At 44.2% G+C, this 21,231-nt stretch carries 19 protein-coding genes and 1 pseudogene; 9 read left to right on the forward strand and 11 right to left on the reverse strand.

Translation table 11 applies throughout. The features are described from left to right. Positions 1-81: 81 nt before the first annotated feature. The 3 genes from NIAKO_RS21440 (at position 82) to NIAKO_RS21450 (ending at position 3,211) form a co-directional block, all read left to right on the forward strand. Positions 82-912 (forward strand): universal stress protein, encoded by an 831-nt coding sequence (locus NIAKO_RS21440; RefSeq protein ID WP_014220546.1) that lies wholly within the window; start codon positions 82-84, stop codon positions 910-912. A 148-nt stretch (positions 913-1,060) separates the two neighbouring features. Beyond that, the gene (locus tag NIAKO_RS21445) at positions 1,061-1,969 is read left to right on the forward strand and encodes a LysR substrate-binding domain-containing protein (protein WP_014220547.1); all 909 of its coding nucleotides are present in this window, start codon (positions 1,061-1,063) and stop codon (positions 1,967-1,969) included. 66 nt (positions 1,970-2,035) lie between these two features. Further along, positions 2,036-3,211 (forward strand): threonine synthase, encoded by a 1,176-nt coding sequence (locus NIAKO_RS21450; RefSeq protein WP_014220548.1) that lies wholly within the window; start codon positions 2,036-2,038, stop codon positions 3,209-3,211. A gap of 38 nt (positions 3,212-3,249) precedes the next feature. Here the strand turns inward: NIAKO_RS21450 and NIAKO_RS21455 are convergent, their stop codons facing one another. From NIAKO_RS21455 to NIAKO_RS39795, 3 genes and pseudogenes are all read right to left on the reverse strand, one after another. Then, complete coding sequence (locus tag NIAKO_RS21455) at positions 3,250-3,432, reverse strand: hypothetical protein (RefSeq protein WP_014220549.1); 183 nt, start codon at positions 3,430-3,432, stop codon at positions 3,250-3,252. Between the two features lie 12 nt (positions 3,433-3,444). Beyond that, positions 3,445-3,753: pseudogene (locus tag NIAKO_RS39790) on the reverse strand (DUF6934 family protein); the annotation flags it as partial. 4 nt (positions 3,754-3,757) lie between these two features. Further along, on the reverse strand, positions 3,758-3,889 hold the full coding sequence (locus NIAKO_RS39795) for a DUF6934 family protein (protein ID WP_394365504.1): 132 nt from the start codon (positions 3,887-3,889) through the stop codon (positions 3,758-3,760). Between the two features lie 220 nt (positions 3,890-4,109). Here NIAKO_RS39795 and NIAKO_RS21465 point away from each other — a divergent pair, with 220 nt between their 5' ends. Then, on the forward strand, positions 4,110-5,501 hold the full coding sequence (locus NIAKO_RS21465; protein ID WP_014220550.1) for a hypothetical protein: 1,392 nt from the start codon (positions 4,110-4,112) through the stop codon (positions 5,499-5,501). Positions 5,502-5,863: 362 nt separating this feature from the next. Here the strand turns inward: NIAKO_RS21465 and NIAKO_RS21475 are convergent, their stop codons facing one another. The 4 genes from NIAKO_RS21475 to NIAKO_RS21490 all read right to left on the reverse strand — a co-directional run bounded on the left by NIAKO_RS21475 (position 5,864) and on the right by NIAKO_RS21490 (position 10,090). Beyond that, the gene (locus tag NIAKO_RS21475) at positions 5,864-6,904 is read right to left on the reverse strand and encodes an agmatine deiminase family protein (RefSeq protein ID WP_014220552.1); all 1,041 of its coding nucleotides are present in this window, start codon (positions 6,902-6,904) and stop codon (positions 5,864-5,866) included. Positions 6,905-7,021: 117 nt separating this feature from the next. Then, complete coding sequence (locus tag NIAKO_RS21480; RefSeq protein ID WP_014220553.1) at positions 7,022-7,897, reverse strand: carbon-nitrogen hydrolase; 876 nt, start codon at positions 7,895-7,897, stop codon at positions 7,022-7,024. A 130-nt stretch (positions 7,898-8,027) separates the two neighbouring features. Further along, positions 8,028-8,765 carry a bacillithiol biosynthesis deacetylase BshB1 gene (gene bshB1 / locus NIAKO_RS21485; protein WP_014220554.1) on the reverse strand — a complete coding sequence of 246 codons (738 nt, stop codon included), beginning with the start codon at positions 8,763-8,765 and terminating at the stop codon, positions 8,028-8,030. A 188-nt stretch (positions 8,766-8,953) separates the two neighbouring features. Further along, on the reverse strand, positions 8,954-10,090 hold the full coding sequence (locus NIAKO_RS21490) for a serine hydrolase domain-containing protein (protein WP_014220555.1): 1,137 nt from the start codon (positions 10,088-10,090) through the stop codon (positions 8,954-8,956). A gap of 279 nt (positions 10,091-10,369) precedes the next feature. Here NIAKO_RS21490 and lpdA point away from each other — a divergent pair, with 279 nt between their 5' ends. Continuing rightward, entirely contained in the window at positions 10,370-11,770 is a 1,401-nt protein-coding gene (gene lpdA / locus NIAKO_RS21495; RefSeq protein ID WP_014220556.1) for a dihydrolipoyl dehydrogenase, read from the forward strand. Between the two features lie 192 nt (positions 11,771-11,962). Here lpdA and NIAKO_RS21500 read toward each other — a convergent pair whose 3' ends face one another. Next, positions 11,963-12,706, reverse strand: a complete 744-nt coding sequence (locus NIAKO_RS21500; RefSeq protein WP_014220557.1) for a DUF4197 domain-containing protein — start codon at positions 12,704-12,706, stop codon at positions 11,963-11,965. Positions 12,707-12,759: 53 nt separating this feature from the next. Between NIAKO_RS21500 and NIAKO_RS21505 the strand changes: the two genes are divergently transcribed. Next, positions 12,760-13,893 carry an NAD(P)/FAD-dependent oxidoreductase gene (locus NIAKO_RS21505; RefSeq protein WP_014220558.1) on the forward strand — a complete coding sequence of 378 codons (1,134 nt, stop codon included), beginning with the start codon at positions 12,760-12,762 and terminating at the stop codon, positions 13,891-13,893. Between the two features lie 142 nt (positions 13,894-14,035). After that, positions 14,036-14,449, forward strand: a complete 414-nt coding sequence (locus NIAKO_RS21510; protein WP_014220559.1) for a four helix bundle protein — start codon at positions 14,036-14,038, stop codon at positions 14,447-14,449. Positions 14,450-14,547: 98 nt separating this feature from the next. Here NIAKO_RS21510 and NIAKO_RS21515 read toward each other — a convergent pair whose 3' ends face one another. Further along, on the reverse strand, positions 14,548-15,702 hold the full coding sequence (locus NIAKO_RS21515) for an MFS transporter (RefSeq protein ID WP_014220560.1): 1,155 nt from the start codon (positions 15,700-15,702) through the stop codon (positions 14,548-14,550). 385 nt (positions 15,703-16,087) lie between these two features. On the opposite strand from NIAKO_RS21515, the gene NIAKO_RS21520 reads away from it, so the two are divergent. Together NIAKO_RS21520 and NIAKO_RS21525 are read left to right on the forward strand one after the other, a co-directional pair. Continuing rightward, on the forward strand, positions 16,088-17,932 hold the full coding sequence (locus NIAKO_RS21520; protein ID WP_014220561.1) for a sensor histidine kinase: 1,845 nt from the start codon (positions 16,088-16,090) through the stop codon (positions 17,930-17,932). Positions 17,933-18,076: 144 nt separating this feature from the next. Continuing rightward, a complete protein-coding gene (locus NIAKO_RS21525) occupies positions 18,077-18,733 on the forward strand; it encodes an HAD family hydrolase (protein WP_014220562.1) in 657 nt (218 codons plus the stop codon). 38 nt (positions 18,734-18,771) lie between these two features. Here NIAKO_RS21525 and NIAKO_RS21530 read toward each other — a convergent pair whose 3' ends face one another. Next, positions 18,772-19,992 carry an AGE family epimerase/isomerase gene (locus NIAKO_RS21530; protein WP_014220563.1) on the reverse strand — a complete coding sequence of 407 codons (1,221 nt, stop codon included), beginning with the start codon at positions 19,990-19,992 and terminating at the stop codon, positions 18,772-18,774. Positions 19,993-20,028: 36 nt separating this feature from the next. Continuing rightward, positions 20,029-21,216, reverse strand: a complete 1,188-nt coding sequence (locus tag NIAKO_RS21535) for a glycoside hydrolase family 130 protein (protein WP_014220564.1) — start codon at positions 21,214-21,216, stop codon at positions 20,029-20,031. Between the last annotated feature and the right edge of the window lie 15 nt (positions 21,217-21,231).

Consider the following 21,231-nt stretch of genomic DNA (forward strand, 5'->3'; position numbering starts at 1 on the left):
AGCAGAAAATTAATGCAAACGATTGATCCTCTTTATGGAATGATCATTAATTTGTAACTTCCCAAAAACAATCAAATACACATGAAGAAACTGCTTGTACCGACTGACTTCTCCGACACATCAAAGAACGCAGCTATGTTTGCTGCGCAAATGGCCGCAGACATTCAAAACGCCAAGATTATATTAATTCATGTGTCTGATAAGATCACAGGTGGCTCAGACGGTTCACCGCTGACTGAAGATGATGATGACCGCCGGGTTATATTATCTCAGGCGCTGGACCAGTTAAAAGAAGAACTGTTGGCCGTAGCACCAACGGCGCCCATTGAGTTTGCAATGGAAAAAGGTTCATCCCTGGTGGAGACCTTAACGCGCTATGTTCGCCATCAGGCTATTGACATGGTAGTGATGGGTATTACCGGCGCAACCCGCCTCGAACAGATCTTTATGGGCAGCAACACCCTCGATATGGCCAAGGAAGGGGTTTGCCCGGTATTGATCATTCCGCCTGATGCAAAATACCGCACTATTAAAAACGTGGTACTGGCCAGCGACTTTAAAGAAGTAGATGTTACCATTCCGGTGGCTCCGCTGAAGGCTACGCTCGACCTGTTTAAACCAGCCCTGCATATTGTGAATGTGGACAGCGAACACTATGTAGAGCTGACCGATGAATACAAGGCAGAAAGAAAAAAACTGGAAACCATGCTCAAGGATTATAAACCTGAGTTCTCTTTCATCAGGCAGTATGATTTCTTTGACGCCATCAGCCAGTTCGTGGAAGATAGAAATATCGATCTGATCTTTATTATCCCAAAAGACCGGTCATTTGTACCCAGTCTGTTCAAAACCAGCCATACAAAAAGACTGGCCTATCACAGCCACGTTCCTATTGTAGCGATACACGAATAAAGTGAGTTTACATTATATTAAAAGGCGTAATCATCAGATTGCGCCTTTTTTGAATAAAAAAGCTGCAAGCTGTAAGCCATAGGCAATACACCCCAGCGCGGCACCCGGGAACCCGAAACTCTGAACCTGGAACTCTGAACTAATAAAAATGCTTAGTTACAGTCACGAAGTATTTTTCGAGGTAGCCACTAACCTCAGCTTTTCAAAAGCTGCCGATATCCTGTACATCAGTCAGCCTGCAATTACCAAACACATTCAGTCGCTCGAAAAACATTATAAGATCAGTTTGTTTGAACGCAAAGGCAATAGCGTATCACTCACCAGCGAAGGAAAGATCCTGCTTGAATATGTGGTAAAAGGCCGCGAACTGCAACGCCAGCTGGAGTTCGACATCAGCAAACAAAAAGACCTGCAACTGGCCAAAGGATCGTTTACCCTGGGTACCAGCACTACTATATCTTTATACGTCATTCCCCCTGTTTTTTCCGCCTTTCACCAGCAATACCCCAATATCGATCTGAAGCTGGTGAACCGCAACTCCGAAAACATATTAAAGGCCCTGCTGGATCATGAAATTGACCTGGCGATTACCGAAGGCCGCAATACCATTACTTCGGTGAAATACCAGTTCTTTTTAACAGATGAAGTAATCCCGGTGTGCAGCGCCAAAAGCAGCCTGGTAAAGAAAAAAAACATTGCCCCCGATGAGTTAAAAACCATACCGGTAGCCCTACGCGAAAGAGGTTCGGGCACCTTATCGGCCGTAACAGAAGCTTTACAAAAATGTAAACTCAGCATAGCCGACCTGCAACACAAAATTGTTTTAGGCGGCACCGAAGCGTTGAAGAATTTCCTGCTCGACGATACCTGTCTCGGCTTTTTACCATTGCGTTCAGTAGCGCGGCAACTGAAAAACGGTGAACTGGTTCGGTTAACCATTCCTGGTTTAACCATACATCGTTCCTTTTATTTTATGCAACGCCGCGGCTCCGAAGCAGACCGTATCAATCAACTCTTTATAAAACTCGCCACCAGCCATTATAACAAAAAGTTATAGCATATAAGCAATCGGTATCGTTTCACTTGCAAGTGGTTATTACTTTTACATCGTTATACATTTGCAATGAAAACAGTACACACACTTACATCCTTAACACAACTGACCTGTTCGCAATGCGGACAAGCATACAGTGCATTTGAGCCGCAAACCTTTTCAACCTGCTGTAATAAACCGCTGGTTGCGCAATACAACCTGGCAGAAGTTCCTGAAAAAACGGTGCTGTATAACCGGGAAGCCACCATGTGGCGATACAAGGAAGTGCTACCGGTATTTGAAGAAGAGAACATGGTGAGTTTGGGCGAAGGAATGACACCCATTCTTGAACTAAAACGGTTACAGTCTGCCTACGAATTACCCAACCTGTTTTTAAAGGATGAATCAAAAAACCCAACGGGTTCCTTTAAAGCAAGAGGGTTAAGCGCCGCCGTTTCCAAAGCAAAAGAATTCGGGTTTCATACCTGTATAATACCAACTGCGGGTAATGCCGGTGGAGCGCTCGCAGCTTACTGCGCCAAGGCAGATATTAAAGCTATTGTAGTAATGCCGCGCCATACGCCACAGGTGTTTAAAGATGAGTGTGAGTTATACGGGGCCGAACTGATTTTAGTGGATGGGCTCATCAGCGATTGTGCGAAAAAAGTAGCCCAGCTAAAAGAAACTATCAATTGCTTCGATATTTCAACCATGAAAGAACCTTACCGCCTGGAAGGCAAGAAGACCATGGGCTATGAAATAGCCGAGCAGTTCAACTGGACTTTACCCGATGTGATCCTCTACCCCACCGGTGGCGGCACCGGATTGATCGGGATGTGGAAGGCGTTTAAAGAAATGCAACAAATGGGCTGGATCGGCGCCAAACTCCCCCGCCTGTATGCCATACAAGCAGAGAATTGCCAGCCCGTAGTACAAACCTGGCTGGGCTTACAACCCAATGCAAAAAATTACATTGGTCAGCCTTCACTGGCTAACGGACTGGCAGTGCCGAATCCATTTGCAGAAGACATGATGCTGAAAGCGTTGCGCGAATCAAAAGGGCAACCACTCGCTGTAAGCGATGATGATATGGTGGCAGCGGTTAAAGAAATTGCCAAAAAAGAAGGATTGATCATTGCTCCTGAAGGCGGCGCTTTATGGAAAGGATTGTTACAGCTGGTGCAGGAAGGAACGGTTCAACGGGCAGAAAGAATATTGCTACTTAATACAGGTTCCGGTTATAAATACCTTGAAAATATTTTGTAATGGACGGACAAGGTGGGGCTGACCAAAGGGGTTGGCCCTTATTTTTTTGAGTGAGTTTCTGAATACTTTTTTGCGGCCTCAGGCACACCCTGGATTTTAAGCATCATATTAGCCAGATCCAATTTTTCTTGAAAGATTACTTTTCCTTTGTATTTTTCATCTAAGGATTTATCCAGGTACATTCCTGGAAATTTCGTCTTTGTTAAACCTTTATTTTTCATAATACGAATTTACTAATTTTTTCTTCTAATAAGAAATGCATCATAATCCACATTTTTCTCAAATTCATGCCACGAATTATCCTTATACCCGTGAATTTCAAACCCTTGTAAGATTTCAACCAAATTATTGGCAATTCCCATCCTATAAAGCCTTGTACGGGCTTTTGTACTGCCGATTGCGTAAATCCATGCCTTAGGATATTTATCTGTAAAGGAATAAATTGTGTAAGCCACTGTCGCAAGTATCTTTTGACTATCTCCATTATTTGTTATAATAGTATCATCAATTTCACCTGTTTTATGATCTTTATCACCAAACCCAAGATTATAAAAAACCTTTTAGTTCCATTTCAGTAAAATGTATAAGCTTTGTAACTTTTCCCTTTGGTCCATCACTCTCAAATTTATAGAACATAAAACTTTCGCCAGCTATAAATTCATACCTATCGTATTTCATAAGCAGGTAACAAAATTGATAACAGTAAAACTAAATCACCTGAAGACAATTATGAAACTAACGGCATTGATCACAGTCAAGTTCTTAATTCAATTGAACACATACCAGTACAATTTTGTATCCTATTCGGTTAACCTACCTTGAATATATACTTTAGTTGCTGCATGCACCAATATAATCACCAGGTTCTCGTTATTGACATAACCTCAAACCAATATTGATGAAACTCTTAAAAACCCTGGTGATTGCAACAACCCTTATTATCTCCTGTAATCACTTATTTGCACAGAAAAAAGAAGATACGGCAGGCGTCGAAAAAAACTGGTACATCAAAGGCGCATTCCCGGTAAGCGAAACCCAATCGCTGGCCATATGGGCACACAAAAAAGCTGAATATGGAATTGTAATGGTAAATAATAAGGGCGGCATTGAATGGGAAATGCCCTTTAAGGGATGCATACTGGGTATCAGTAAATACAAAGACCATTTCCTGGTATTTTATGCTAAAAAAGGGTACTACGATGACCATTATGGCATTACAAAATACACAAAACAAATAAATGCAGCCACCATCGACATCAAATCCCAACAGATAATCGAAGACAAAACGCTATATGCCGGCAAATATGTAAATGCAGACCTTCTAAATGACGCTTCCGGAAATTTCATTCAATTTGTATTGCATTATTTCGATGGATATAATTCAAAAGGATTCTATCTTTTAACATTCAACGCGGATGGCAGTGTGGCAAACAAAGATGTTCCGGGCATTGCAACCGAACAAAAATATATAGCCAGTAGTGCCGGTAAAGATGGGAGTTTTTTTGTAGGTTATCTTCAAAACTGGTCGTCTCTGGTAGTGGAAAAATTCAGCCATGAAGGAGCATTATTAAGTAAACTGGAATCACCATTGACAATGCGTAAAGATCTCGATTATAAAACAGTAATGCGAACTGATCCCGGTAACAATAATTCTATAGCCATTTCGCTCAGGCTGGTTAACAAGGACCTGGACTACGTATGCAGCCATTTTTTATTCAACTTTGACAACAACCAGGTTGATACTGTAAATGAAGCACCACTGGCTAAAAAAACAACACCCTATCATTTTGAAAGATACCGGGAACTTATACCTGTAGATATTCTTTTCACCAACGATAAGGTTATCGTGGTTAGAGAACCCAGATACGGCGAGACTTCAATTAACAATAAAGATGTTGTCACATATAATAGTGGAACCGCCTTAGTTTCTGTTTTCGACAAACAAATGAAGCTGCAGCGTGACATTGCAATACGAAAACTCACTTCAACTTACGCCTACATTAACATTGGACTCAATTGCCGTATCATTAATGACAACCTGATTTTTCTATCCGGGGAAAATGCTAATGGAGGTTTTGACAATTTTAGTTACAAGGTTAATTTGAATGACGGCAGCTTTGGAAAGAAAAAAATAGGTACAAATAAGCCTGCCTATGGAACATCCATCTCAACCCTTTCTACCATCTGGTTTAAGAATGAGCTTATTATAACCCATCTGAGTATTCCCATTAGTTTTGGCATTAATAACTACCGGTCGAAATTGGAAAGAGTAGGATTCGACGAGCTTTAAACTTTATTGATAATTCAGGAGGACTTCCTCCTTTTAATCACAATTTCCCCCGAGAAATAGATCTTTTCTCGGGGGAAATTAGTTTTAGCGCCTGAGAAATCACCCCATTTTATTAATAAAACAAAATTTCTCATGAGAAAAAGCCCTTCGCGCATGGGAAAAATGCTTTTTTGCATATGAAAAGAAAGATTTCTCATGCGAAATGAATCTTCGCCCATTGGAAATTTACTTTCGCACCTGAGAAATTACTTTTCGCACATGAGAAAAATAAATTTCCCATGAGAAAAAGATAATTTCTCATGGGAAATTTGCTTTTTTCAGCAACATAAGTCCCAATCTTGTAATAAAATGAACCTAAATACCTAAACTGCAGGCTCTTGTTGACTTAAACAGTGGAAACTGCCCAATCCCCAGATGATATCTGTAGAATCGATCCCGGTTACTTTACGATCAGGGAAGCTTTGTTGAATGATCTGCAATGCTTTATCATCATTGGCGCAGCGATAGGTAGGAACAATCACTGCCGCATTGGCAATATAAAAATTCGCATAGGAAGCCGGCAAACGCTGTCCTTCGTATTCAATGGCATCTGGCATAGGCAGCTCTATCACATTCAATTGCTGGCCATTTAACAACCGCATTTGTTTTAACTGACGCAAATTATGTTGCAGCAAGTCGTAATTCTCATCCTGTTTATTTTCTTCCACCACCGTTAAAACGGTATTGGCATTTACAAAACGGACAGTATCATCGATGTGGCCGTCGGTATCATCACCTACAATGCCTTCATCAACCCACAATACCTGCTCCACACCATAATAGTTATACAGGTACTCTTCTATCTGCTGCTGGTTCAAATGCGGGTTACGGTTGGGATTCAGCAAACAGGCCGTTGACGTTAACAAAGTGCCCTGTCCGTTAAATTCTACCGAACCTCCTTCCATTACAATACCGGGATGGTATACCGGAATATTATAGTGTTTACCAATTAAGGTAGGAATTACATCATCCAGGTCATAGGGCGGATACTTATTACCCCAGGCATTATACCCCCAGTCAACGATCACCTTTTTGATATCTGCATTAGGGTTTATCAAAAACGCCGGACCATGATCGCGGCACCAGGCATCGTTGGTTGGATGAATAAAGAATTTGATCTTACCCAGGTCGGCGCCTGCTTCGGTAAGACTTTTAATAGCAAAGGCTTTCATGGCATCGTCTACAACATTGATGCACACCTCTTCGCTTTTTGCCACTTCTTTTATAAACTGACTGTAAAAAGGATAAATCGTTTCAATCTTACCGGGCCACGATGCTTCTTTATGCGGCCAGCTCAGCCAGGTAGCTGTATGCGGAGCAAATTCTGCTGGAAAGTAATAGCCTAATTCTTTGGGTGTCTTCATTAGCCGTTGGTCTTAATTGCTTTATTCGTAGTGTTGGAGAGGCCGGTTCGTAAGTTATTAGATTCGTAGGTTCTTAAGTTAAAAACCTAATAACTTAAGAACCTACGAACTTATGAACTAGTCTTCGTCAATATACCGCTTTGTTATAGGTTGGTAGGAATCAATTCTGCGGTCGCGCATAAATGGCCAGTGCGTACGGTAACGATCGCTCAACTCAGTATTCAGTTCCATCACATGCACTTCTTCTTTATCGGGCGAAGCCTGATACATTACAGTTCCGAACGGATTAGCTACAAAAGACCCACCCCAGAACTTCATGAGGCCATTTTGTTCCAGCCCAACGCGGTTTACACTTACTACGTGTACGCCGTTTGCTACGGCATGGCTGCGTTGAATGGTTTGCCAGGCATTGTATTGCTCGGTATTTGTTGCATCGTCCTGCGAAGTAGCCCAGCCTATAGCAGTTGGGTAAAACAGGATCTCCGCGCCCATCAGGGATGTAATGCGGGCAGCTTCGGGATACCATTGATCCCAGCAAATAAGCACCCCAATGGTGGCAAATTTTGTTTTGAATACTTTATATCCCAGGTCGCCGGGCGTAAAATAGAATTTCTCGTAGTACGCCGGATCATCAGGGATATGCATTTTGCGGTACTTGCCCAGGTAAGTGCCATCGGCATCCAGCACCGCGGTTGTATTGTGATAAAGTCCCTGTGCTCTTTTTTCAAACAAAGAAGCAATGATCACCACACCGGTTTCTGCAGCCACTTTGCTTAGTGAATCGGTAGAAGGTCCGGGAATAGGCTCCGCCAGTTTAAAGTTTTCGTAATCTTCCACATCGCAGAAATACAACGAGGTGAATAACTCCTGCAAACAAACGATCTGCGCACCTTTGGCTGCCGCCTCACGTACTTTTTCAATTGCTTTTTGCAGGTTAGCCTCTTTATCGTTGGTGCAGCTCATTTGCACCAGGCCTATTTTTACTTTTGTCATTTCTTAGTCTCTGTTCTTTGTTTTAAGTTCTTTGTTTGCATGATAACAAGGAACCGTCTAAATTGTTGATTTATTATCTTATCAACTTGTTAACTTTTCAACTCGTCAACCCGTCAACTGGTCAACTTGCCTAAGTTTCTATCTGCAGCAAAGCATCCAGGTTACTGATGCCAATTTTCTTTTCGCTAACATACCCTTCGGCGTATTTTACGCCAATGCGCTTACCCATCATGCGGGCGCGACCGGTTACACTATCCAGAAAATCGGGGGAAGAAATATAGGTTTGTGGCCCTTCATGTCCATCTACATTGTTGAAGAACTGGGTCTTGTAGGCCAGGATGGCCTCCATGCGCTGGTCAAATACATCGGTTATGTCTACCAGCAGATCGGGTTCGTGGTACCAGTCCTGCAAATAATGCAACACATATTTAGGGCGCCAGCGGGGTTGTGGTTTACCGCTCTCGTCGGTGGTTTCAATTTTTGCCAGTCCTGACAAAAAACAGGAGGTAGCTATCAGCTGGCCGGCACGGCCATGATCGGGATGCCGGTCGTCCAGGGCATTTGCCAGCACCACTTCAGGTTGATAGGTCCTGATGGCCTGTATCAGCTTTAGTTGATGTTCTTCATCATTACGGAAAAAGCCGTCCCGCATTTTCAGGTTCACGCGTACCTCCACCCCCATGATCCGGGCAGCGTCGGCCGCTTCTGCATAACGGGTTTCAATGGTGCCCCTGGTGCCCAGTTCACCCTGGGTAAGATCAATAATTCCGCCCTTCTTGCCTCGCTTAATTTCATTAATCAAGGTACCCGAGCAACTCAGTTCCACATCATCAGGATGAACGCCAATGGCCAGTAAATCCAGTTTCATAATAAAATTTGAGCGGCAAAGGTAAGAATAGTTATTTAGTTCCGAGTTCCAAGTTCAGGGTTGGGCATCCTAAAACTTTGAACTTCAAACCCTGAACCCGGAACCTGGAACTCGGAACTTGGAACTCGGAACTTGGAACTCAGAACTCAGAACTCGGAACTTGGAACTCAGAACTCGGAACCTGGAACTCAGAACAATAATCCCCACCGGATAAGCGCATCCACCTCCGCCGGGGCGTTATCGATCTTTTCATCGGCCCGTTTTTTCCCCAATCGTACGATAACCGTTTTTTTGGAAGGAATTACAATTACATACTGGCCCAGAATGCCGCGGGCATAAAAGATGTCGGGTTTGCTGGGAATGATCCACCACTGGTAGCCGTAGTAATTACAGCGCAGTCCGCTGTTATCGGGGATATTGCATGGTTTTATGGAGTTCAGGTAATAATCCATGGGAATGATCTCGTTGCCTTTCCAGCGGCCACTGTCCAGCATCAGCTGGCCCAACCGGGCAAAATCGCGGGCATTGGAATTAAAGCAACAATAGGCTTTTTCGCTCCCGCCAATCATGTCGGTGCTCCACAGGGCGGCATGCTCGGCCCCCATTGGCTGCCACAATTTTTCCGAGGCATAGGCGCTGAGCGATTTACCGGTGGCTTTTTCCAGTAACAGTCCCAACAACTGGGTATCGCCCGATTTGTAGGCATGCAGCGTACCTGGCGGGTGTATAATGGAAATGCCGGTGGCGGTTTTATAGGCGTTGTGGCCATAATATAGCTCGGTGGTCACCGAAAATGGATTGGCATAGGATTCATCCCAGTTACTGCCGCTGCTCATGGTCAACAGGTCAATAATGCGCACTTTGGCTTTATCGCCGGTTCTGAACTCGGGCAAAAAATCACCCACCGGTTCCTGCAACGACTGTATTTTCCCTTCTTTTACTGCCGCCCCTATCAGCAGACTGGTAATGCTTTTGGCCATGGAAAATGAACCCGACAAGGACGAATCGCTGTAACCGTCCCAGTAAAATTCATACAGGATGGAATCGTTCTTAATAGCCAGCACCGCCACGGTTTCCAGGTCTTCGAGCTTTTTCTTCAGGGCAATGGGCAGTGGGTTCTTATTGTAGTCTTTAGAAAGGTTCCAGGGCTGCGGTTCACCCGTTACCACGGTATTATTGGTGAACTTTTCGTAGTCGTCGATATTGGCAAAATTGTACCATACGGCCTCAAACAAATAAGTCCGGCCCGAGATAACTGCATAGGCGCTGAAAGCCACAATTATCACCAGAATAATGGTCACAATTACGCGAATAAACTTTTTCATAGCAGCGATTGTTGAAATGAAGGTAATAAATTGAACCAACCTGTTTGAGCCATTTAATTGGTTATTAACTATTTTTTTCCGGCATGTGTAAAAAAAGGGAATACGTAACACAATAAAAATTATTGCAAAAGCTCCGGCACCCTGACAGTCCCTTTTTTTTGCTCTTTTCTCATTTTCGAGTAGCTTCGCAGGTCTTTATTAGAAAAAGGCAAAGCAAGTCAGTAATAGAATACTGCCGGAAGAATCAGTAAATCGTAAAATCTAAAATCGTAAATCGAAATGGCATACGACGTAGTAGTTCTCGGAAGCGGCCCCGGCGGATATGTGGCAGCTATCCGGGCATCTCAACTGGGATTCAAAACCGCAATCATTGAAAAGGAAGCGCTGGGTGGTATTTGTTTGAACTGGGGCTGTATTCCCACCAAAGCCCTGCTGAAAAGCGCCCAGGTTTTTGAATACATTAAGCACTCAAAAGATTATGGTATCGAAGCCACTGGCACCCCTGATTTTTCGGCAGTAATCAAGCGCAGCCGCGGTGTAGCCGATAAAATGAGCAAGGGTGTTCAGTTTTTGATGAAGAAAAACAAGATCGACGTGATCATGGGCTTCGGAAAACTGAAAGCCAAAGGTCAGATTGAAGTAACCAATGAGGGCAAAGCGCAGATCGTTGAAGCAACAAATATCATTCTGGCTACCGGTGGTCGCAGCCGCGAACTGCCAAGCCTGAAAATAGATGGCAAAAAGATCATTGGCTATCGCGAAGCTATGGTGTTGCCCACGCAGCCCAAAAGCATGATCGTGGTAGGTAGTGGCGCCATTGGGGTTGAATTTGGCTACTTCTACGCCACCCTGGGTACTAAAGTAACCATCGTTGAATTCATGGACCGCATCGTTCCTGTTGAAGACGAAGAAATTTCAAAAGAACTGGCAAAGAACTTCAAGAAGAATGGCATCGAGATCATGACCAGCTCTGAAGTTACCAGTGTTGATACCAGCGGCAACGGCGTTAAAGCCAAAGTAAAAACCAAAGATGGTGAAGTTACCCTCGAAGCTGATGTTGTACTGAGCGCTGTAGGTGTAGCTGCCAACATTGAAGGTATTGGCCTGGAAACACTCGGCGTAAAAACTGAGAAAGGCAAAATTGCTGTAGACAAATATTACAAAACCAACGTACCAGGCATTTACGCTATCGGTGACTGCGTTCCTGGTCAGGCATTGGCGCACGTGGCTTCTAAAGAAGGTATCATTTGCGTTGAAAACATTGCCTACGGTGAAAAGAAATATGCTCACCAACCCGAAGCACTGGATTACGGTAACGTACCAGGTTGTACTTATTGCACACCTGAAGTTGCTTCAGTTGGTTTGACCGAAAAACAGGCTAAAGATGCCGGTTATGAAATTAAAGTAGGTAAATTCCCATTAAGCGCTGCCGGTAAAGCTACTGCTGCCGGGCACAACGAAGGTTTCATAAAAGTTATCTTCGATGCTAAATACGGCGAATGGCTGGGTACGCACATGATCGGTTACAACGTTACCGAAATGATCGCCGAAACTGTAGTTGCCCGCAAACTGGAAACTACTTACCACGAAGTACTGGATAGCATCCACCCTCACCCAACTATGAGTGAGAATATTAAGGAAGCTATTGAAGTGGCTTATGGGGAAGCGATTCACATCTAATAAGAAAGCATTTTAATAAAAAGGCCCCGACGATTATCGTTGGGGCTTTTTCTTTATCGTGATGTTAGCTACAAGCTTCAACTTGCAAGCAGAAAGCCAAAAGCCGTCGCGGCAACTATGAACTCAGAACTGATAACTCAAAACTGAGAACAGAGAACTCTGAACTCGGAACTCGGAACTCTGAACTCAGAACTAAGAACCCTGCGCTTCTTTACTTCCGAAAACCTTCTTCAACAGATCAGTTACACGAGAAACAGGATCCTTCCGGATCTTTTGTTCTTCCAGGCTTACCTGGTAAAAAATACCGGTGATGGCTTTATCAGTTACAAAACCACTTAAATCGGGATTGATCTTATTGGTGGCAAATTTATTATAGGTAGTAAACACATCTCCCCAGTACTTGGTGGCGCTTACTTTATCCAGCGACTGTTGAATAACAGGTTTGAAGGCTGAAGTTAAGGCCGAAGTGGTCTTTGTTTTCAGATAGTTGGTTGCGGCAAAATCTCCGCCTTTCAAAATACCCAGCGCATCCTGGATGGTCATGGTTTTAATAGCATCTAAAAAGATGGGTGCGGCAGATTTGGTGGCATCTTCAGCGGCCCGGTTCAGCGATAAAACGGCTTTATCAACCAGGCTGCCCATTCCCAGGTCGCGCAGGGTCTTTTCTACCTTCTGAGCCTCCTCGGGTAATAATATCTTGATCGCGGCATTTTTAAAGAACCCGTCCAGGGCCGACAGCTGGTTGGAAGAATTCTGGGCGCCTACTTCCAGGGCTTGTTTTAAGCCCGCTGCAATGTCGGAAGTGGATAATTGTCCGCCCACTGCAGTTGCCGGATAATTCTCCTGAATGGTTTTAATGATCTGCTGCGTACTTTCGCAGCCGGAGAGTGCGGAGAGTAGTAATACACAGGATAATAATTGGATAATTCTTTTCATCATCAATTGTTTGCTGATTAATTTTTGCAAGATTAAGCCGTAAAATATAAAAAATGCAAATATCAATTTGGGAAAAAGAAAGTTTTTATGCACCAAAAGATGTGATCATTGTGGGCAGCGGACTGGTGGGCCTTTGGTGCGCCTGGCATCTTAAAAAAAACGATCCTGAATTGTCTGTTGCCATTATTGACCGGGGCATTATTCCCACCGGGGCCAGTACCCGCAATGCCGGTTTCGCCTGCTTTGGCAGCGTTACCGAACTGGCTGATGATGCCGAACGCTTTGGGGAAGAGAGCATGCTGCAACTGGTTGAAATGCGTTATAAAGGACTGCAACGCATCCGCAAGGAATTTAAAGAATCGGCTATCGACTTTGAACTGTGCGGCGGCTATGAATTATTTCATGAGCCACCTATGGAGAAGATCCCCATCCTGGAGTATCAAATAGATCGGCTAAACACCCTACTGCACGACATCACCGGCAAAAAAAGAACCTTTAAACGGGCTGATGATAAAATAAACAAACTGGGTTTACACGAGGTAGACCAATTGATCGAAAACAAAATGGAAGGCTATCTGCACTCCGGCAAACTTTGCCAGGCATTGTTACAGGCCGTACAATCCATGGGCGTAACCGTATTGAATGCGATCGAGATCAATGGGTTTGAAAAAGTAAACGATCATATAGAACTCTACACCAACCAGTTTGTAAATTTCAAAGCAGGCAAGGTACTCATCTGCACCAATGCTTTTGCGCGGCAGTTATTACCCGATCTTGATATTGTTCCCGCGCGCGGACAGGTACTCGTTACCTCCCCTATTAAAAACTTACCACTCAAAGGCACATTCCATTTTGATGCCGGTTATTATTATTTCCGCAACCTCGGCAATCGCGTATTATTAGGCGGCGCCCGCAATAAAGCATTTGCCGAAGAAGCCACTACCGAACTCACCATCACCGATACTATTCAACAGGAACTGGAATATTTTCTCAGCACCTATATTCTTCCCGGCTATGAATACACCATCACCGATCGCTGGAGTGGTATTATGGGTATGGGTAATGAAAAACTGCCTATCGTAAAAACAATTTCACCACAAGTTTTTTGTGCGGTTAGAATGAGTGGGATGGGGGTTGCTTTAGCTCCTGTTATTGGTGAACAGATGGCTAAGTTACTTAATTCGTAGTTCTGAAATGCAAGTTCCGAGTTCAGAGTTCCAAGTTCAGAGTTCCGAGTTCAGAGTTTTTTTTAGAAAGAAAATTTGTGCTTATATTTAATCAGGTTTTGAAAGGTAGCATCAATCATTTAACTCATCTTAATTTATTAAAATGGCTGCTTTTAAAACCTTTGAAGAGATCGAGGCGTGGAAAAAATCTAGAATACTCTGCTCTAAAATTCACTCACTTACCATCACAACTGATTTAGCAAGAGATTATAAATTAAAAGACCAAATTAATGGCTCCAGCGGTTCCATTATGGATAATATTGCAGAAGGCTTTGGAAGAGGTGGAAATAAGGAGTTCATTCAATTTTTAGCTATTTCGCTAGGTTCTGTTTCCGAAAGCATGTCACAATTATATCGCCTTTTAGATAGAAACTATATCAATAAGCCTCTTTTCACTGAATTATACTCCCTATGCAATGAAATTAAAAAAATGATTCTCAGCCTTATCAATTACATTAAAAGAAGTACCCTTAAAGGAATAAAATTCAATACCAACAATACAAACCCTGAACCATAACCCTGAACTCGGAACTTGGAACTCGGAACTCTGAACTCGGAACTCGGAACTTGGAACTTGGAACTTGGAACTCGGAACTCGGAACTCTGAACTCGGAACTAAAACTTCGTTTTAGTAGAAATGATAGTCGTAGTAAAACCTAACACCGCTATAACCGCAAAGGATAACCTTAAACTTGCAGCCTGTGCTATAAATCCTATCATCGGCGGACCAGCTAAGAAACCTAAATAACCAATAGTAGAAACAGCAGCTAAGGCAACACCAGGTGAAAATACAGTTGATTTGCCGGCAACACCATATACCAATGGTACTACAGAAGAGACTCCGATTCCAACCAGCATAAAACCTAATGTAGCAGTAACCAAGGTGGGAAAGATAATTGCTATCGCGAGGCCGGTGGCAATAACCAACCCGCTGAATTGCAGCATACGTAAAGTACCCAGGCGGGTAACCAGTTTATCACCGGCGAAACGGCCACCGGCCATGGTACACATAAACGCAGTATAACCGAGTGGGATCAGTCCTTTTGATACGGCTACCACTTTTTGAAAATATACGCCGCTCCAGTCGAACATAGCGCCTTCGCACACCATGCAACACATGGCTATTAAACCCAACTTTAATAAAGTAGCATCGGGCCTGGCAAATAACGGCCGGTCACCATCGGCGTTTATATCCTGCCGAAGCGAGTTGCGGTACAACAGCGCCACCATCAAATATGCGGTGGCGGCTATAGTGCAAAAATGGGTGAACGGTGCTAAATGAAAATTAATCATGAGGGTACCAATGGAAGCGCCGGTAAACCCGGCCAGGCTCCAGATACCATGAAAAGAAGCCATAATGGAACGGCCATACAACACTTCCAGGCTTACGGCCTGGGTGTTCACAGAAATATTGAACAGGTTACCCAATAACCCAAAGGCAAACAAAACCACTACCAGCTGCCAGGTTTGCTGTACCAGGCCAATATTGCATAAAACAAGTGGATATAGAATAGCCGCCAGTAAAACCATCTTCCGGCTGCCAAAATGATGCACCAGCCAGCCTGAAAAAGGCAACGACACCATTAACCCTACCGGCAGGGCCAGCAAAACGGCCCCCAGGCCGCCATCACTTAATTGAAGCTGTTGCTTTATATCGGGAATGCGGGAAGCCCAACTGGCGAAACATAATCCGGCAATAAAGAAAAAAGCCCCTATCGATAACCGGGCCGCTTTTTTTGACACCAGCGGCTGCACCAACGTACTGTCCATGGCGCCAAAATTACACGCCGGATGCCATCACAAAAACATTTTTGCAGTAATTTCTTTAAAATACACAACCCTTCCTCAATAACTAACGTATTATGATTGTATTGTATTCAGGGGCTAAGGAATAGATAGGACTTCTATTCAAAAGAAAACTGATAATAGTCAAGATTTGTAACTCTTAATGAAGTATGATTAATATATTTCTTTAAATTTACAAACAGGTATACACTTAGTACACGTTCTCAAGGCTCAGTGACTTTCCAACCAGTACACCGGTACTTTTAACTCTCTGGCTAGTAGCAATAAATCCCTTCCAAACCAGGATTTGTTTTAGTGACTTGTCACCAAAACAATGAGTTTTATTGACGTTTTTAATTTTTACCATTTTATGCAAACCTCATCTGTTACGCATAGTGACATTGCTATGCAGGCTACGATCGGCCCTAATCGGAATACCACAGCTGCTGCCATTTTGAATGGTGTAATTGAAAATACCGAAGGCTATACCTGGATCGTTGATAAAAACCTTCAATACATAGTTTGCAACGGGCACCTGCGCTATACCTTAAAACAGTTATCCGGCAGGGATGTGTTACCCGGTGACGAAGTTATTGATTGCCTCGGTATGCTGGACCCAACCCAACACCTACCCTGGCCCGCTATTTACCAGGAAGCTTTTAACGGTACTGCCCAACGATTTACCCACCAGCTCTCCATACAACAGAAAACAGTTTTCTACGACATCAGGATAACCCCGGTACGGGAAGACAACCGGATAATCGCCCTCTCCTGCTCTGCCCTGGATATTACCGAACGGAAAAGAGCCGAAGAAGGTTTACGGCAAAGTGAATTGAAGTTCAGATCATTGATCGAGAACAGCACCGACATCATCACCATGGCCAATGAAGAAGGCAATATCTTCTATGGCTCTCCTTCTGCCAAAAACATTCTGGGGTATGAAGAGGCCGATTATATGGGCCGGCATGTATGTTCGTTTATCCACCCCGATAGTTTACCTGCCGTAAATGAATTGCTGCAAAACCTTATGCAACACCCCGACGAATTGTTCACCATCGACCTGAAGGTGTTTGACAAACAGGGGAATGAACGCTGGGTACTGGGCATGGCCTCGAATATGTTGCAAATGCCGGGCATCAATGCACTGGTAGGTAACTTCAGGGATATCACGGAGCGAAAAAAAGCAGAAGAATTGATAAAGGAATCTGAAGATCTGTACAAGAACCTGTTTTATAATAGTCCGCTCCCGAAAGCTATTTGCGATGCGGCAACCATGCAGTTGCTGGAAGTGAATGAAGCTACCACCCAATTGTATGGCTATTCAAGAAAAGAATTTATGCAAATGAAGGTCAACGATATTGTGTCGCCAGATGAACAACTGAATTCGCAGGAGTTTCTGCCTAAACTTGACAACCTCAACCGGTCTTCCATTTTACGCAGACACGTTAAAAAGAATGGCGAAACCATCTTTGTGGAAGTGTGGGGCCATGCCATCAATTATAAGGGCCGTACTGCCTGGATGTTGCAGGCCAATGATATTACCGATAAAATAGAGCTGCAAAATCAGTTGGTTGAAAAAGAAATTCAACGGCGGCAGGAAGTAGCCAAAGCAGTGATCGATGCACAGGAAAAAGAACGCACCACCCTTGGCCGTGAGCTGCACGATAACATCAGCCAGATGCTTGGCACCGCAAAGCTGTACCTCAATTGCGCCCTGGACACCCCGGCCATGAAAGATGACATGATCACGCGCAGCCGGAATGCTATCAGCGATGTTGTTGAAGAAATAAGAAGGTTATCAAAATCAATGATCGAAACATTTAACAAAGCGGTGGGGCTGGAATTGTCGCTGAATGACCTGATTCAAAAAGTGCGGGCAGCCCAGCCATTCACTATTTCGCTGTATTTCGCAGTGCCCGATGAACCGCAGCTCGATGATAAATTGAAAATGACCATCTTCCGGATCGTGCAGGAACTCCTGAACAACGCCATTAAACACGCCAATGCCACAGAAGTGCAGGTTGCCATCGTACAAAAGAACCGGCAGTTATTGCTTACTATTGCCGATGATGGCAATGGGTTCGACACCACACAAAAAAGCACAGGCATTGGCATTACCAACATTATAAGCCGTGCAGAATTATTTAATGGCCGCATTAAAATTGAATCATCGCCCGGCAAAGGCTGCCGCATGCAGGTACGTTTTACTATTTAAACCACCCATCGACTCTTCGGCTCCGCTCAGAGCAGGCCCGCTCAGGGCTGGAAAACATAGTGTTTTGTTGTTTTACACCGTAAAACGAGGCTGAAGCCTTACTTTTGCGGTGTTTTTTTATTTAAATGCAACAGGGAGATTCTTATGGATAAGGCTTTTTTGTTCGATTTGAACGGTACCATGATCGATGATATGCAGTTTCACTTAAGAGCATGGTACCACATTTTAAATGACGATCTGGGCGCAAATCTTGGCTGGGATGAAACAAAGAGCCACATGTATGGCAAAAACAGCGAGTTATTGATCCGCATCTTTGGGGAAGACCGGTTTACTACTGAGGAGATGGACCACCTTTCGCTTGAAAAAGAAAAACGCTATCAGCAGGAATATAAACCACATCTGCAGCTGATTCCCGGTTTACAGCAGTTTCTGGAAAAAGCATATGCCATGGGCATTCCAATGGCCATTGGTTCTGCCGCCATTATGTTCAACATTGATTTTGTGCTGGATAATTTAAATATCCGAAAATACTTTAAAACCATCGTAAGCGCCGATGATGTAACCATCAGCAAACCGCACCCTGAAACCTATTTAAAGTGTGCGCAGCTGTTGGGTGTGGAGGCTGCCAATTGCCTGGTGTTTGAAGATGCACCCAAAGGCGTGGAAGCCGCAAAGAATGCCGGCATGGCTGCGGTAGTGCTCACTACCATGCACGAGCAGGAAGAATTTGCTGTTTATAATAACATCATCCGTTACACCAAAGACTATACGCAATTGTCGCCTGCTGATCTGGTGTGGTAAAGAAAGACCTGTCGGGTGGACATTAACCCGCTGATTATTCAACCTGATGAAGTCCATCCGCCAGCTGGCGGATCTTTACCAATTCGTTTTATCAATTCAATACAGGCCCTTCCGTTGTGATAAGGACATTTCCACAACCCTACCTTATCCTGCCCCTGCATAACAGAGTGGTCTTCGTTCACGCCCCAGAACCATTCGCCGTTTTTGTCGTCGCGGATATATTGTTTAATGAAGGCCCATACATTATAGGCATACTGCAGGTATTCATGCTGGTCACTGATTTGCCAGGCATTGTAAAAACCAACCATAGCTTCGGCCTGTGGCCACCAGTGTTTTTCTTTTATCAACCGGTTTTGCGCCGCCTCATATTCATACCACAAGCCGCCATCGGTATCGAGCCCAATGATGACCGCATCGGCCATCTTAAGTGCATTGGCCCGCATTTGCTCAATCAATTCCTTATCACCGATAGTTTCTGCAGCTTCGAGTAACAGCCAGCTGGCTTCTATATCATGCCCATAGGAAACCGTATCGGACTTAACATTCCAGTGCTCATCAAAAAATAAATGCAGGTGACCGGTTTGCTGATTGATGATGCGATCGTGAAAAATATGAAGCAGGTCAGCAATGTGTTTTGCCAGCAATTCATCGGGGAAGATGTTATACAGGGAGGTAAACGCTTCCAGAATATGCAGGTGCGTATTCATGGTCTTCTTTTCGTTCGCGTCTTTTTCGCTCAGGCGCAGATCTTTCATCAATTCCCAATGTTCGTCAAAGGCTTCAAAATAACCGCCTTCTTTATGATCATAACTTTTTTGTTGGATCACTTCATACAACTGAATGGCCAATGCTTTGGCGTGTTCGTTTTGCGTAGCGCGATAATATTCACTGCAGCCATACAACACAAAAGCCAGCGCGTACACCTGCTTTTTGGCATCATACGATTTGCCATTACTGGTTACACTCCAGTAAACACCGCCATATAAGGAGTCAACAAAATGTTCGCGGATGTAAGTAAAGGCCCGGTCAGCTGCTGTTGCACAACGTGGATCACCGGTTAAACTATAAGCAGCGGAAAATGTCCACAAAATGCGGGCATTCAGTACGCTGCCCTTTGGCGCGTCAGGAAATTTTGTATTGCTGTTATCGATGCGGCCATAAAAGCCGCCCTGTTGTTCATCAACGGCGTGTTGCAGCCAGTAATCCAGGATAGCAAGCAGCTCGTGTTGCAATTCGTTTTTGAAAAGTGCCCCGTTCATATAACGATTATACCACTTTTTTTGCTCTAACGGGTGTTAAATATGCTGCTGCCGGGCGATTTTGTTATTTTCGATCATCTTATACAAGGTGTGCACCGAAGTGGCAGAAGTATATCCATCTGCGGGCGTGTGCATCACATAATCTACCAGTTGTTCAACCGTTGATTCCGCAACGTGCATCCGCGTGTCTGACGAAGCATAATAGATCAGCACCCGGCCGTCGTCATCAACGGTCCAGCCATTGCCAAATACTACGTTCGATACATCCCCTACTCTTTCGTCGCCTTCGGGTGCAATAAAATAACCTGCCGGTTTATAGATCACCTTGGTCAAATCTTTCAGATCGGTCATAAACAGGTACAGGGTGTAACGCATACCTGCAGCCGTGTTACGCACCCCATGCGCCAGGTGCAACCAGCCCTCTCTTGTTTTAATGGGTTGCGGGCCCAGGCCGTTCTTTAATTCAGAAATGGTATGGTACACTCTTTTATCTATCACAACTTCCTTATGTATAACGGCCTGTTCCATAGAATTACTCAACCCAAACCCGATACCGCCACCCGAACCGGCTTCAATAAATCCATCCTGTGGACGGGTATAAAAAGCATACTGCCCGTCAACAAACTCCGGATGCAGCACCACATTGCGCTGTTGCGGCGAAGGTGTTTTCAGGTCGGCCAGCCGCTCCCAGGTTAGCAGGTCTTTTGTACGGGCAATGCCACATTGCGCAATAGCCGAAGACTGGTCGGCCGGCGGCGCATTGGGATCGCGCCGTTCGGTGCAGAACAACCCATAGATCCAGCCATCTTCATGCTGCACAACGCGCATATCGTAAATATTGGTATCGGCCACGTTTGTTTCGGGCATCAGTACCGGGTAATTCCAGAACCGGAATCTATCTACACCGGTATCGCTCTCCGCCACTGCAAAAAATGATTTCCGGTCGGTGCCTTCTACCCTTGCGATCAGATAATATTTTCCATTCAATTTAATAGCCCCTGCATTAAGCACCGAGTTGATCCCGATCCGCTCCATCAAAAATGGATTGGTTGCTGCATTGAGATCATAGCGCCAGAACAACGGCGCATGTTTGGCAGTTAACACCGGATTTTTAAACCGGCAATAAATACCATTCTCCTCTTCCATTTTTTCATTGGCACGGTTAATTAATTTCTCATGTGACGTTTCGAGCATTTCCAGTCGCTGCAAAAAATTCTTATCCATTGCATTTCAATTTTA

It is taken from the genome of Niastella koreensis GR20-10 (genome assembly GCF_000246855.1).
Taxonomy (GTDB): domain Bacteria; phylum Bacteroidota; class Bacteroidia; order Chitinophagales; family Chitinophagaceae; genus Niastella; species Niastella koreensis.

Bases quoted from the DNA above. Each gene is read 5' to 3' on its own strand.
- NIAKO_RS21440 (WP_014220546.1), top strand. From the start codon at position 82: ATGAAGAAACTGCTTGTACCGACTGACTTCTCCGACACATCAAAGAAC.
- NIAKO_RS21445 (WP_014220547.1), top strand. From the start codon at position 1,061: ATGCTTAGTTACAGTCACGAAGTATTTTTCGAGGTAGCCACTAACCTC.
- NIAKO_RS21450 (WP_014220548.1), top strand. From the start codon at position 2,036: ATGAAAACAGTACACACACTTACATCCTTAACACAACTGACCTGTTCG.
- NIAKO_RS21455 (WP_014220549.1), bottom strand. From the start codon at position 3,432: ATGAAAAATAAAGGTTTAACAAAGACGAAATTTCCAGGAATGTACCTG.
- NIAKO_RS39795 (WP_394365504.1), bottom strand. From the start codon at position 3,889: ATGAAATACGATAGGTATGAATTTATAGCTGGCGAAAGTTTTATGTTC.
- NIAKO_RS21465 (WP_014220550.1), top strand. From the start codon at position 4,110: ATGAAACTCTTAAAAACCCTGGTGATTGCAACAACCCTTATTATCTCC.
- NIAKO_RS21475 (WP_014220552.1), bottom strand. From the start codon at position 6,904: ATGAAGACACCCAAAGAATTAGGCTATTACTTTCCAGCAGAATTTGCT.
- NIAKO_RS21480 (WP_014220553.1), bottom strand. From the start codon at position 7,897: ATGACAAAAGTAAAAATAGGCCTGGTGCAAATGAGCTGCACCAACGAT.
- bshB1 (WP_014220554.1), bottom strand. From the start codon at position 8,765: ATGAAACTGGATTTACTGGCCATTGGCGTTCATCCTGATGATGTGGAA.
- NIAKO_RS21490 (WP_014220555.1), bottom strand. From the start codon at position 10,090: ATGAAAAAGTTTATTCGCGTAATTGTGACCATTATTCTGGTGATAATT.
- lpdA (WP_014220556.1), top strand. From the start codon at position 10,370: ATGGCATACGACGTAGTAGTTCTCGGAAGCGGCCCCGGCGGATATGTG.
- NIAKO_RS21500 (WP_014220557.1), bottom strand. From the start codon at position 12,706: ATGAAAAGAATTATCCAATTATTATCCTGTGTATTACTACTCTCCGCA.
- NIAKO_RS21505 (WP_014220558.1), top strand. From the start codon at position 12,760: ATGCAAATATCAATTTGGGAAAAAGAAAGTTTTTATGCACCAAAAGAT.
- NIAKO_RS21510 (WP_014220559.1), top strand. From the start codon at position 14,036: ATGGCTGCTTTTAAAACCTTTGAAGAGATCGAGGCGTGGAAAAAATCT.
- NIAKO_RS21515 (WP_014220560.1), bottom strand. From the start codon at position 15,702: ATGGACAGTACGTTGGTGCAGCCGCTGGTGTCAAAAAAAGCGGCCCGG.
- NIAKO_RS21520 (WP_014220561.1), top strand. From the start codon at position 16,088: ATGCAAACCTCATCTGTTACGCATAGTGACATTGCTATGCAGGCTACG.
- NIAKO_RS21525 (WP_014220562.1), top strand. From the start codon at position 18,077: ATGGATAAGGCTTTTTTGTTCGATTTGAACGGTACCATGATCGATGAT.
- NIAKO_RS21530 (WP_014220563.1), bottom strand. From the start codon at position 19,992: ATGAACGGGGCACTTTTCAAAAACGAATTGCAACACGAGCTGCTTGCT.
- NIAKO_RS21535 (WP_014220564.1), bottom strand. From the start codon at position 21,216: ATGGATAAGAATTTTTTGCAGCGACTGGAAATGCTCGAAACGTCACAT.